At 68.7% G+C, this 12,545-nt stretch carries 12 protein-coding genes and 1 pseudogene; 11 read left to right on the forward strand and 2 right to left on the reverse strand.

What is annotated here, in order from left to right; genetic code table 11:
* Positions 1-2,216: endopeptidase La (gene lon, locus HKK72_RS29050; protein WP_187237627.1), on the reverse strand; the 2,216-nt coding region annotated here is incomplete at its 3' end.
* A 205-nt stretch (positions 2,217-2,421) separates the two neighbouring features.
* Between lon and HKK72_RS29055 the strand changes: the two genes are divergently transcribed.
* From HKK72_RS29055 to HKK72_RS29075, 8 genes and pseudogenes are all read left to right on the forward strand, one after another.
* Positions 2,422-3,186: a TnsA-like heteromeric transposase endonuclease subunit gene (locus tag HKK72_RS29055; RefSeq protein ID WP_187237628.1), complete on the forward strand. Its 765-nt coding sequence runs from the start codon at positions 2,422-2,424 to the stop codon at positions 3,184-3,186.
* Positions 3,183-4,913, forward strand: coding sequence for a Mu transposase C-terminal domain-containing protein (locus tag HKK72_RS42430; protein WP_222721270.1), 1,731 nt, complete (start codon positions 3,183-3,185; stop codon positions 4,911-4,913). Before HKK72_RS29055 ends, HKK72_RS42430 begins: the two co-directional genes overlap by 4 nt.
* On the forward strand, positions 4,907-5,245 hold the full coding sequence (locus tag HKK72_RS40165) for a hypothetical protein (protein WP_222721271.1): 339 nt from the start codon (positions 4,907-4,909) through the stop codon (positions 5,243-5,245). Before HKK72_RS42430 ends, HKK72_RS40165 begins: the two co-directional genes overlap by 7 nt.
* On the forward strand, positions 5,242-5,742 hold the full coding sequence (locus tag HKK72_RS40170; protein ID WP_222721272.1) for a TniB family NTP-binding protein: 501 nt from the start codon (positions 5,242-5,244) through the stop codon (positions 5,740-5,742). The genes HKK72_RS40165 and HKK72_RS40170 overlap by 4 nt, the downstream gene beginning before the upstream one ends.
* Positions 5,715-5,927: pseudogene (locus HKK72_RS42910) on the forward strand (ATP/GTP-binding protein); the annotation flags it as partial. The gene HKK72_RS40170 and the pseudogene HKK72_RS42910, both read left to right, overlap by 28 nt.
* A 132-nt stretch (positions 5,928-6,059) precedes the next feature.
* On the forward strand, positions 6,060-6,290 hold the full coding sequence (locus HKK72_RS41500) for a hypothetical protein (RefSeq protein WP_261987303.1): 231 nt from the start codon (positions 6,060-6,062) through the stop codon (positions 6,288-6,290).
* The gene (locus HKK72_RS29070) at positions 6,290-7,396 is read left to right on the forward strand and encodes a TniQ family protein (RefSeq protein ID WP_187237629.1); all 1,107 of its coding nucleotides are present in this window, start codon (positions 6,290-6,292) and stop codon (positions 7,394-7,396) included. Before HKK72_RS41500 ends, HKK72_RS29070 begins: the two co-directional genes overlap by 1 nt.
* A 48-nt stretch (positions 7,397-7,444) precedes the next feature.
* Positions 7,445-8,023 carry a YrhB domain-containing protein gene (locus tag HKK72_RS29075; RefSeq protein WP_187237630.1) on the forward strand — a complete coding sequence of 193 codons (579 nt, stop codon included), beginning with the start codon at positions 7,445-7,447 and terminating at the stop codon, positions 8,021-8,023.
* Between the two features lie 418 nt (positions 8,024-8,441).
* Here HKK72_RS29075 and HKK72_RS29080 read toward each other — a convergent pair whose 3' ends face one another.
* A complete protein-coding gene (locus tag HKK72_RS29080) occupies positions 8,442-9,008 on the reverse strand; it encodes a TetR/AcrR family transcriptional regulator (RefSeq protein ID WP_187237631.1) in 567 nt (188 codons plus the stop codon).
* A 31-nt stretch (positions 9,009-9,039) separates the two neighbouring features.
* Between HKK72_RS29080 and HKK72_RS29085 the strand changes: the two genes are divergently transcribed.
* The 3 genes from HKK72_RS29085 to HKK72_RS29095 all read left to right on the forward strand — a co-directional run bounded on the left by HKK72_RS29085 (position 9,040) and on the right by HKK72_RS29095 (position 12,522).
* Entirely contained in the window at positions 9,040-10,632 is a 1,593-nt protein-coding gene (locus tag HKK72_RS29085; RefSeq protein ID WP_222721273.1) for an MFS transporter, read from the forward strand.
* A gap of 64 nt (positions 10,633-10,696) precedes the next feature.
* Positions 10,697-11,353: a CatB-related O-acetyltransferase gene (locus HKK72_RS29090; RefSeq protein WP_187237632.1), complete on the forward strand. Its 657-nt coding sequence runs from the start codon at positions 10,697-10,699 to the stop codon at positions 11,351-11,353.
* Positions 11,350-12,522 carry a virginiamycin B lyase gene (locus HKK72_RS29095; protein WP_315987495.1) on the forward strand — a complete coding sequence of 391 codons (1,173 nt, stop codon included), beginning with the start codon at positions 11,350-11,352 and terminating at the stop codon, positions 12,520-12,522. The genes HKK72_RS29090 and HKK72_RS29095 overlap by 4 nt, the downstream gene beginning before the upstream one ends.
* The last annotated feature ends 23 nt before the right edge of the window (positions 12,523-12,545 follow it).

Below are 12,545 nucleotides of genomic sequence, written 5' to 3' on the forward strand. Positions count from 1 at the left end.
ACCTCGCCGGTCATGGCCACGTCCGAGCGCACCGGCCGGCCGGACAGCAGCGAGGCCAGCGCCGTGGTCATGGTGACGCCCGCGCTCGGCCCGTCCTTGGGCACCGCCCCGGCCGGAACGTGGATGTGCACGCCCCGGTCCTTGAGGTCGCCGACCGGCAGTTCCAGCTCGGCCCCGCGCGACCGCAGGTAGGAGAGCGCGATGCGGGCCGACTCCTTCATGACGTCGCCGAGCTGCCCGGTGAGGGTCACGCCGGTGTCGCCGGTCTCGGCGTCCGCCAGTGACGCCTCGACGTACAGCACGTCGCCGCCCGCGCCGGTGACGGCGAGCCCGGTCGCCACCCCCGGTACGGCCGTACGCCGCTCGGATTCCTCCAGCGCCGACTCCGGGGTGAACCGGGGGCGGCCCAGGTAGTCCTTCAGATCGCCCGCCGAGACGGCCACCGGGAGCGCGGCCTTGTCCAGAGCCACGTTCGCCGCGACCTTGCGCAGCACCCTGGCGATCGACCGCTCCAGCGAGCGGACGCCGGCCTCGCGGGTGTACTCCCCGGCGAGGAGCCGCAGCGCGTCCTCGCCGAACGCCGCCTCGGCCGGCTCGAGCCCCGCCTTTTCCAGCTGTCGCGGCAGCAGGTGGTCACGGGCGATGACGACCTTCTCGTCCTCGGTGTAGCCGTCGAGCTGCACCAGCTCCATCCGGTCCAGCAGCGGTCCCGGGATGGCCTCCAGCACGTTGGCGGTGGCCAGGAAGAGCACGTCCGACAGGTCCAGCTCCACCTCCAGGTAGTGATCCCTGAACGTGTGGTTCTGCGCCGGGTCGAGCACCTCCAGCAGCGCTGCCGTGGGGTCGCCCCGGTAGTCGGCTCCGACCTTGTCCACCTCGTCGAGCAGCACGACGGGGTTCATCGACCCCGCCTCGCGAACGGCCCGGACGATCCGGCCGGGAAGCGCGCCGACGTAGGTGCGCCGGTGCCCGCGGATCTCCGCCTCGTCCCGTACACCGCCGAGCGCGACCCGGACGAACTTGCGGCCCATCGCGCGCGCGACCGACTCCCCGAGGGAGGTCTTGCCGACGCCTGGCGGGCCGGTCAGCGCCAGGACGGCACCCGACCGGCGGCCGCCCACGACGCCCAGCCCGCGATCCGCGCGCCGCTTGCGCACCGCGAGGTATTCGACGATCCGCTCCTTGACGTCGTCCAGCCCGGCGTGGTCGGCGTCGAGGATCTCACGGGCGCCCGCGATGTCGTAGGAGTCCTCGGTCCGCTCGTTCCACGGGATGTCGAGGACGGTGTCGAGCCAGGTACGGATCCAGCCGCTCTCCGGCGAGGCGTCGCCGGTTCGCTCCAGCTTGTCGACCTCCTTGAGGGCGGCCGCGCGGACCTTCTCGGGCAGGTCGGCGGCCTCGATCCGGGCGCGGTAGTCGTCCTCCTCGTCGGCCGGGTCGCCGTTCAGCTCGGCCAGTTCCTTGCGTACGGCGGCGAGCTGCTGGCGGAGCAGGAACTCGCGCTGCTGCCGGTCCATGCCCTCTTGGACGTCCTTGCGGATGGTCTCGGCGACGTCCAGTTCGGCGAGGTGCTCCCGCGCCGCCGCGATGACCAGGTTGAGCCGCTCGACGACGTCGACGGTCTCGAGCACCTCGATCTTCTGCTCGATGGAGAGGTACGGCGCGTAGCCGGACTGGTCGGCCAGGGTCGACGGGTCGTCGATCTGCTGCAGGATGTCGACGAGCTGCCAGGCCCCGCGCTTCTGCAGGATGGCCGCCACCAGCCCCTTGTACTCCTTGGCCAGTTCCTCGGCGGCAAGTCCGGCCGCGGGCTCGTCCAGCTCGGTGCCCTCGACCCACAGCGCCGCGCCGGGACCGGTCGTGCCGACCCCGATCCGGACCCGTGAGACGGCCCGCACGATGGCCCCCAGCTCGCCGCCGGGCAACCGGCCCTCCTGCTCGATCACGCCGAGCGTGCCGACCGCCGCCCATGTGGAACCGCCCACGCCGTCGCCCACGGCGGCGCCGGCGTCCACCCGGGTGACCAGGAGGACGCGCGGCTTGACGGCCGGCTTGGAGCCGCGTGAGGCGGCCGCGCCGGGCTCGTGGACGGCGGCACGGGCGGCCTCGACCGCGGCCCGCGTCTCCCCGTCGGAGAGGTCGACAGGCACGACCATCCCGGGCAGCACGACCGCATCGTCCAGCGGCAGTACCGGCAGCGTCAGAGTCTCGCTCATGCTGTGCTCCGTCTTCGTCTACGAACTTGAGTCACTTTCACTCAAGAAAACGGAGCACGATTAAATTTCCGCAGCGGCGTTCGCCCACAGCGATCAACAGCCTGTGTCCGGTCCACGTCATCTCTTCAGGTTCCGGACTAACTCTTCAGGGGATCTTGCAGTGTTCGGTTGAAACCTTCAGTGCGATAGCTGTCGACGGGGCAGGATGTCGCGGGTGGCTGATTCGTCTGCAGCGCCCGAGGTGACTGTTCGGCCTGTTGACGCCTTCGAGTTCGAGTACGTGACGGTAGACGGCACGAAGGTTCGGCGGGGGCTCACCGAGGCCTGGGGGACGCGGCTGGAGGAGGGCCGGCCGGTTCGGCGCTTGCGTCCGTATAAGGGGCAGCGGCACCTGCCGGGCGACTGGTGGTCGGGGACCGACGGCCACCTGGTGGGGTTCGAGTCGTGGCTGGAACGAGATCACCTGATGCTGCTGGACTTCGAGCCTTCGGTGACGGGGATCGCGTCGCAGCCGTTCTGGCTGTATTGGGTGGCGGAGGAGGGCGTGACTCGATCGCACGCGCCCGATTACTTCGCCCGGCGACGGGACGGGTCGGGATTGGTGGTCGACTGCCGTCCGGTGAAGAGGCGAAAGCCTCGCGATCTGGTCGCTTTCGAAGCGACCCGAGGCGCCTATGAGGTGCTCGGGTGGGAGTACCGCCTGGTGGGGTCGCTGGACGAGGTGCTGGTGCGGAATTTGCGGTGGCTGTCGGGTTATCGGCACCCACGCCACCACGACGCACAGGTGGCCTGGAGGCTACGGGAGGTATTTGCTGAAGGCACTCCCCTGCTGGCTGGGGCGCGGGCGGTGGGTGACCCGATCGCAGTGTTGCCCAGGCTGTTTCATCTGCTCTGGTCGCATGAGCTGACGGCGGATCTGACGGCCCCGTTGCACATGTCGACGGTTGTGTCACAACCGGAGCTGGCGTGAGCAGCGGGCGATTCTCCCGGCCAGTGCTGCGGGTGGGCGATTGGGTGGATTACGACGACGGCGAGCACCAAGTGGTCGCGCTCACCGGGACATCGGTACGGCTGAGGTCGTCGGGCGGCTCGGACGCGGTGGTCTTGCTGCCTTACCTGCTCAGCTCTCCGGGTTTCTCCGTCATCGATGGGGAGCCGTTTCCCGAAATGGAGCCGTTCGGGCTGCTTGAGATGCTGCCCGAGGATGTTCTGGCCGCAGCGAAGACTTGGGAACGCCACATCGTCGAGGTGGTAACAGGGCTGCCGCCAAACTCGGAGCCTGGGGTTGTTTCTCGGCCGGAATACGACCCGCAAACCCAGACGCTTGAGGACCGGGCCCGAGCCAAAGCCGCCGAGCTCGGAGTCACGTCACGGACGGTCTTCGCTCGCCGAGCTCGCTACGTTGAACAAGGCCTGTGGGGATTGGTCGATCAGCGGATGGTGCGGGAATGGCAGGCGACCGGGCGGGGCGACGCGCGGGTCGTGGAGGCCGTTAGGGAGGCGCTGGCCGCTGAGACGGACGCCTCGACGGGGACTCGTTCGCGGTTGATTTGGAAGGTCACCAAGGCGCTTGAGACGGCCTACGGGCCGGGGGTGGTGCCGCTGCCTGGGAAGACGACCTTCTACAGGCTGATCGACACGCTCTCGCCGGGCCGTCATACGTTCGGGTCGGCATCCACGCGGCGGCAGTTGGACAACCGGCCGGAGGGGCCGTTCACGCCGACGCTGGCTGACCGGCCGGGCGAGCAGGTGCAGATCGATTCCACGCCGCTTGATGTGATGGTGCTGCTCGACAGCGGGGTGGCGGTCCGGGCGGATCTGACGATCGCGGTGGATGTCGCGACGCGGACGATCTGCGCGGCGGTGTTGCGGCCGGTGGGCACCAAGGCGGTGGACGCCTCACTGTTGTTGGCCAAGATGCTGGTGCCCGAGCCGATGCGGCCGGGCTGGTCGCAGGCGCTGAGCATGGCGGCGTCGCTGATGCCGCACGGGCGACTGATGGACATCGATGCGCGGATGGAGGCGGCGGCCGCCAAACCGGTGATCGTTCCTGACGGCGTGGTCATCGATGGTGGCAGGGTTTTCGTCTCGGACACCTTCATGCGGGCCTGCAACCGGCTCGGGATCTCGGTGCAAAAGGCGCGGCCTAACACCCCGACCGACAAGGCCGTGGTGGAGGCGACGTTCCCGTCGATCAACAGCCAGTTCACCCAGTATCTGGCGGCCCACACCGGGTCCAATACCGACCGCCGAGGCCGGCGGGTGGAGGAGCAAGCGGCCTGGACGGTCCCGGAGTTGCAGGACCTGCTGGACGAATGGTTGATCGCCGGGTGGCAGCACCGCCCGCATGACGCTCTCCGGGATCCTTTCTTCCCGCGCCGGATGATGTCACCGAACGAGAAGTACAGCGCGCTGGTCGCCGCCTGCGGGTATCTCCCACTGGTCCTGGCGGCCGAGGATTACCTGGAACTGCTGCCGGTGAAGCGCCGCGCGATCAACGCCTACGGCATCCGCATCGACTACCGCACCTACGACTGTCGGGAGCTCTGGCCATACCGGCGCCAGCACTCGGGAAACACGCGGATGAAGGGGCTCTGGGAGGTCCACTACGACCCCTACGACCTGTCGCAGGTATTCGTTTCGTACGCACACCCGATGGCTGGATCACCGTCCCCTGGACGCACCGGGCGATGGTGACCGGCCCGTTCGCCGACTTCACCTGGAACCTGGCCCGGCAGGAGACCGCAGCCAGAGGCTTGAACGACAAGAACGAAACCGAGCTCGCCCGAGTGCTGGACGAGCTGCTCACCCGCGCCGGCCAGGGTCCGGCACGCGACTCCGCCGGACGACGCAGTGAACGGATCGTCGCGCGCACCAAGGTCGCGGCCGCCACGCACCAGCCGCCGACCCGGCAACCCGCCGACCAGGAGAGCAACCCTGATCTTGCCGACGACAACGGGGAGTCCTCCGCAACCGTAATCCCGTTCGGGATCTTCGATGCCCACGCCGAAGCCGAGAAATGGATATGACGGGCCTCCCCGAGATCGATGACGATGTTCCGCCCGACACCCCCCTGACCACCAGGGAAGGCTGGTCGGCGTTCGTTAGGCACACCCCCGAACCGCCCACGCTGCTCTCCCTCAAGGAGCTGGCGGCATTCCCTCCCCGCCAGCAGGCGGCCCACGAGCAATTGCGGCGGGACTATCACGCCGATCTGCCGCTGGTGAACACTCCGATCCTCCAGAAGGTCATCTCCACCGGGCGGCTGCTGGTCCAGCTGAACCGGCGGCAGATCTCCGCCCGCCGCGGCATCGTCCTCAGCAGCGCGTCGGGGACAGGCAAGACCACCGCGCTCACCCAGTTCGGCCGCGCGCATGAGCTGGCCGTCCGCAAACGCCAACCCGACAACCAGACCCGGATCCCGGTCATCTACGTCACCGTTCCGCCCGCCGCCACCTCCCGGATGCTGGCGGTCTCGAGTTCGCCCGGTTCCTGGGGCTGGAGTTCACCAGCCGCTACAACCTAACCGACGTCACCAACGCGGTTTGCTCGGTCGCCGCGCACACCCACGTCGACCTGGTCCTGGTCGACGAAATCCACAACATTTCCCTGGCCACTCGCACCGGCGCCGAAGTCTCCGATCAGCTGAAGTACTTCGCCGAACGGCTCCCGGCCACGTTTGTCTATGCCGGGGTCGAGGTCGAAGCCCAGGGCCTGTTCGCCGGGCCGCGCGGCCGGCAGATTGCCGGGCGGTTCACCGTCGTCCCTGCCGACGCGTTCGCCTACGGCACCACCGAGCAACGCGACGCCTGGCGAGCGCTGATCGCGAGCCTGGAATCCACATTGCGGCTGCGCCGACACAAGTCCGGGACGCTGACCGCCATGGCCGAGGACCTCTACCGCCGCAGCGGCGGGATGATCGGCAGCCTGTCCCAATTGATTCGTGGCGCGGCCCTGCTGGCGATCGAGGACGGCACCGAGCAGATCACCCGCGATCACCTGGAGCTCGTCCCCCTCGACTACGCCGCGCAGACGTCCACCAGCCCGGCACGCCGATCGGCCAAGGCGGTGTGATGCCGCGCCGTCTCCCGCTCGCCGTCCCGCCCGCCGCTGGCGAAACTGTCAAGTCCTACCTGATGCGCCTGGCGACCCTGCACGACGTGATCTACGGCGAACTCTGGATCTGGGTCAGCACCCCGATCGACGGCGACCCCAAGCGCCGGATCATCGTCGGGCAACGGCTCGCCGACGCCACCGGCTACCCGCCGGACCACCTGGCCAAGGCGCTGCCCGAACTCGCCCCCGACACCGAATGGCTGCACCTGCGCGACTCCCCTCAACCGGCCTGTCCGCGCTGCTCCGCCCGTCACCCCGGCGGCGCGGTCATGCGGCTGTTCCCCCTTCACGCCTACGCATGCCGCCGACACCGATACTGGCTCGGGCCACCCGACGTCGGCGAAGACTCCTATCGCCGCCTGGACGACCTTCCCGTACTGCTGGCCGCCCAGCGCAAGCATGCACGACTGGTGCACACCTGGGGTCCGATCCCGGTCTTCGACGCACTCATCCACGCCTTCAAGATCTCCTCGGTGCTCTGGAAGAGGGGCCCCGAAGAAACCTTCGGCCATAGCCGCTGGTGGCACTGGGACCAGCGCCTAGACCAGCTCATCCCCAAGAAGAATTCGCGGAACGCGTTCAGTCACTCACGGTGCTACGCCGCCGTCTATCCCGAAGCCGTCACCATCGCCGGGCTCCTTGTCCGCCCGATCTGGCGGGCCCGAGCCACCTTCCCCCTCGGCGACCCCGACACCGACCACCGCTGGGACTTCACCTGCGAGTTCGGCCGACGCCTGGGCCTGGATGACTACTACCCCGAAGACCAAAAACACCCCGTCCACCTCTGGGCCGACCAGCACGCACCCCGACCCTGGCTGATCCCCACCACTTTCCCCGAGCATCGAGTGGGCAGCATCGACGGCGTCTCACCCGGCCCGCCGGTCCGCGCACTCCGCAAGCACCACCAAGCCGCCCGATACTTCACTGGCAAACGCCACGCCGCCAACACCCTGATCTATCACCAGCATCCCGGCGCCCCCGTCATCGAGACCTACTACCCGCGGCCAGGGCCCTACGCCCGCCAACGCATGCGCCTCGCCGCCGAAGCAGCGCAGGAGCGATGATCAGGAAGCTTGGTTGGCGGCAGGCCTCGACCCGTCGATGATGTGCTGGTGATCAACAGAGCCCACGCCGTCCAGCTCATCGAGGAGTTGCTACGCGCTGAGGAAAGCGAATACGCCGACGAAGGCCGCGCAGTCGCCCTAGGGATCAGTAAGATCACCGAACACCGCCTTGGCTGGATCATCCACTACCAGTCCCGGGCCTTCATCCTCAGCGGGGACCATCGCGATGCGCTGATTGGCACCGGCCCTTATCTCGTCGACCGCTACGACGGCAGCATCCACTTCATCCCCGGCACCGACTACATGGGCGGGCTTTGGGAAGAGGACTACAAGCAGCGCATCAAACCAATCCACACCGTCGAGCAGGACCCCCTTGGCGACGTCCCGTTTGCAACCGAGATCCGTGAAGCACTGGAAAGTGAGGGCCGGATCGCTGCGATCCGCCTACTCCGCCGACGAGCGACGCCCCTGCTCATGTCACAGGCCAACCTCTACGTCACCGCGCTCGCGGCAAACCAACGGCCCTCCGACGAGTTGATCGAACTGACCAGACCGCCTGAACCGTTCTGCTCGCGACTGGGAATCAGGACGATAACTGGCCCCAACCCGACACCGCGGACGGCATAGGCAACGCAGATCACGACATGGGAGGCTCCATCCCGTGAACCGTCTGGACCATGCTGGGGAACCCCGAACTCCAACACATGTTTGCGGACTGCCCTTGCCGACTCTCCTCATCGATCTGTTGACTCACGGGCGTGGGTGGGGCGGTGATCCGGAACCACGGGGAGATCCAACTCCGGACCGATCGGTGCCTGGACATCACCGACCTCCCCACTCGCCGACGAACCCGACGCCTACGACCCACTCCTGGACGTCGACTTCACTCTGATCCGCGGCGACGGCCCGCCGACCGACGGATTCAGCCAGGCCGCGTGAGCCAGCCAAGGGCCGGATGCCTGAGCTGGCCGGGCGCGTGTCGGCGAGCACCTCGCGGAGCCCTGGCCACCGCGTCCGAGGGCTGATCGCGGGAACCGGGTTGAGGTCACAGCAATCGGTCGACCAGCCCGTCGATGTAGTCCGGGGTGAGCGGGACCATGCCGAACAAGACGCGGATATACATCGGGGCCAGGATGTGGTCCAGCACGTCGAACGCGTCGGGTGCGTGCTCGCCACGGTCGCGGGCGCGATCGAGCATGGACTGCAGTTGCCGGGTGCGTTCGGCGCGGAGGTCGGCACCAGCCTGCAGGCCCTGCTGACCGCTGCTCGACAGGGCGACGGCCAGGTGCAGCACCGCCGGACCGTCGGGTCCGGTGATCTCGCGGGCCACTTGGGCCGCGTAAGTGCGCAGGTCGCCGACGAGGCTCCCGGTGTCGGGCATCGGCGACTGCGCGTTGAGGCGGGTGAGCGCCACGTCGGTGAGCAGGGTTTCCAGGCCGCCCCACCGGCGGTAGATGCTGGTGTCGGCTACGCCTGCGCGGGCTGCGACCTCGCCGACGGTGAAGTTGCCGTAGCCGCGCTCACTGATCAGGTCGGTGACGGCCTGGTGCACCTGCGCGCCGACGCGGGCGCTGCGCCCGCCGGGCCGCCGGGCTCGCTGTCGCTCGTTCATGCCCCCACCTTAACGCAGTCACGACTTGCGTTTGCGAGGCGATCCTCCCTATAGTCACCTAACGCAGTCGCTGACTGCTTTAGGGCAGCTCATGTGTATCGCCACCCGCGTCGACCGCGACCGGGCGCAACTAACGATTGAGGGGGATCCCATGGCTTCATCGCCTGCGGCCGTAGGCAGTCGATCAAACCGGGCCGTGCTGCTCACGGTGACCTGCCTAGGCCAATTCATGGTCCTGCTCGACAACACGATTGTTGGAGCGGCACTGCCCGATATGCAGCACCGGCTGCACACTCAGCTGACCGGTCTGCAGTGGATCGTCGACGCGTACGTACTTCTGGTCGCCATGCTGCTGCTGTCCGGCGGTGTCTTCGCCGACCGGTTCGGCCGCAAGCGGGTGTACCTGACCGGCGTGGCGGTGTTCACCGCCGCGTCGGTGCTGTGCAGCCTCGCGCCCTTGGTCGGCTGGCTGGTCGCCGGCCGGGTGCTGCAGGGCGTCGGGGCCGCGGCGCTGAGCCCTGCCTCGCTGGCCCTGGTGGCCGCCGCCTATCCCGTGCCGCAAGAACGAATCAAGGCGATCGGGCTGTGGGCCGGTATCAGCGGAATCGGTCTGGCCGTAGGCCCCGTGGCGGGCGGCGTGCTGACCGATACCTTCGGCTGGCCCGCCATCTTCCTGGTCAATCTGCCCATCGGTGTGGTCCTTCTGCTGGTCGGTCTGCGCAGCCTTGAGGAGGCCCGCAATCCGAACGCCCCCGCGATCGATGTCCCGGGAACGGTGTTGTCCGTTCTGGGGGTGGGGGCGATGACCTACGGGCTGATCGAGGGTGGCGCCCGCGGTTGGACGTCGCCGGTGATCCTGGGCAGCTTCACCGCCGCGGTGATCCTCCTGGCCGCCTTCGTCGCCGTCGAAGCGCGTCGTTCCGCTCCGATGTTGCCGCTGCGGCTGTTCCGGCAGCGGCTGTTCACCGTGTCCAACACCGCCATGGTCGTGGTGGGGTTCGCGCTCATGGGTTCGTCGTTCTTCTTCTCCCAGTTCTTCGTGTACGTTCAGGGCAGCTCGATCCTGCGCGCCGGCCTGCAGACCCTGCCCGTCTCTCTCGCCATGGTGATCGTCAGTCCGTACGCGGGTCGGCTCGCCGCCCGGTACGGCTTCCGAATCGTGGTCACGATCGGCCTGGCCTTGGCCGGCCTGGGACTGCTGACGCTCGGCATGGTGCACGCCGACACCGGCTACGGGAACGTGTGGTGGCGGCTGGGAGTCGTCGGCATCGGCTTCGCCCTGACGATGTCCCCACTGACGGGAGCCGCCATCCAAGCGGTCAGTCCGCAGGAAGGCGGCCTCGCATCGGGCATCAGCAGCACCACCCGGCAGATCGGCGCGGTGCTCGGCGTGGCGGTACTCGGAGCCATCGTCCGCACCCGGGAATCCGGCGGCGCCTCCTTCGAGACCGGTCTCAACAGCGCCTTCCTCGCTGCCGGCGCCGTCACGTTGGCCACCGCCGTGTTCACCGGCCTGTGGCTGGCCAGGTCCAAGCCCGCGAAAGGCTCCGCGGTCCCGCGACGTTCCACCGATCCGGATGCGGTCACCACCTCGAACGAGGCATTCGCGAACAGCCCGAACTAGACCAAGATCATCCCATGGCCCGTTTCCGCCGAATCCTGGTCCTGCCCCGGCAAAGGAACGCACCTTGTCGCCTGATCCGACCACCGTTCACCCGCTGCCCGCACACGAGCGCGTGGTGTTCCTCAGACCACTGGTCACCTCGCCGAACATCGACGTAGGCGATTACACGTACTACGACGATCCGGACGGCGCCACGGACTTCGAGCGCCGCAACGTCCTGTACGCCTACGGTCCGGAGCGTCTCGTCATCGGCAGGTACTGCGCGATCGCCTCGGGGACCACCTTCCTGATGGCCGGTGCCGAGCATCCGACGATGGGGGTGTCCACCTACCCGTTCACCATGTTCGGCGGCCGGTGGACCGAGCAGACTCTGGACATCGTCACCGCCATGCCCAGCCGCGGCGACACGGTCGTCGGCAACGACGTCTGGTTCGGCTACCGAGCGACCGTCATGCCCGGCGTACGGATCGGCGACGGCGCCATCATCGCGGCTGGAGCGGTGGTCACCGCCGACGTCCCGCCGTACACGATCGTCGGCGGCAACCCGGCCAGGCCGATCCGGCAGCGCTTCGACGACGCCGACGTCGAGCGGCTGCGGGGCGCCTCCTGGTGGGACTGGCCCGCCGACCTGGTCACCGAGCACGCCCGCACCATCATGGCCGGAAGCCCGGCCGACATCGCACGCATTGCCGCCGAGCACGCCCTGGGGAGGCCCCTGTGACCCACGTGACTGTCGAAGAGCACACGGTGGCCGACAGCGCGGCCGGACCCTACGCCCTCATCACGGGACCGGACGGCGCCCTGTGGTTTACCCTCGTCCACAGCGGCCGGATCGGCCGGCTCGTCCCCGGCGAGGAGCCGATGAGCCACCGGCTCGACCCCACCTGCGGGCCGACCGTCATCACCCCCGGCCCGGACGGCGCCCTGTGGTTCACCGAGTACCGGGCGGACCGGATCGGGCGGATCACCACCGACGGCGTCATCGACGAATTCAGCATGCCCACCCCCGGCTGCGGGCCGTTCGGCATCGCGGCGGGGCCTGACTGTGCGCTGTGGTTCACCGAGACCGCCGCTGACCGCATCGGCCGCATCACCGTCGACGGCGACGTCACCGAGTTCCCGCTCCCCATCACGGGCGCGTTCCCGTCCGCGATCACCGCTGGTGGCGACGGTGGGATGTGGTTCACCCTCAACCAGGCCGACGCCATCGGCCGAATCGACATGAACGGCGCGGTCACCCTCCACTCCCTGCCGACGAAGGAAGCGGCGCCGGTGGGAATCGCCGCGGGCCGCGACGGTGCGCTGTGGTTCGTCGAGATCGCCGCCGGCCAGATCGGCCGGATCACTCCCGACGGGCAGATCACCGAGTTCCCGCTGCCCGACCGCGCCGCACGGCCGCACGCCGTCACCGTCGACGGCGACGGCGACGGCACCGCCTGGTTCACCGAATGGGGAGGCAACCGCGTCGGCACGATCACCCCGACGGCTCCGTCACCGTCCACGACCTGCCCACTCCCCGCTCCGAACCGCACGGCATCACCGTCGGTCCCGACGGCGCCCTGTGGACCGCGCTCGAGATCGGCGCGCTCGCCCGCATCGCTCCGGCGGGCAGCACCACCTGAACAGACCCGCCCCCCTTCACCTACCGTCAACAGCGGCCGCCCGCACGGCAGCCGGAGAGGAAGTTCCATGAAATACGCACTCGTGATCTTCGAGACGGACGAGTCACGCCGCCGGATCCAGGCCGACCGGATCGCATACCGCAAGAAATACGAAGGCTGGATCGGCAGCCTCGCCGCGGCCGGGAACTGGTCGGCGGCGAAGCCTTGGAGACCGAGCACACCGCTCCCGCGACGGTACGCACTACGGCCGACGGGACATCGACGGTGACCGACGGACCCGCGCACGCCGGC

It is taken from the genome of Actinomadura sp. HBU206391 (genome assembly GCF_014323665.1).
Classification (GTDB): Bacteria; Actinomycetota; Actinomycetes; order Streptosporangiales; family Streptosporangiaceae; genus Actinomadura_C.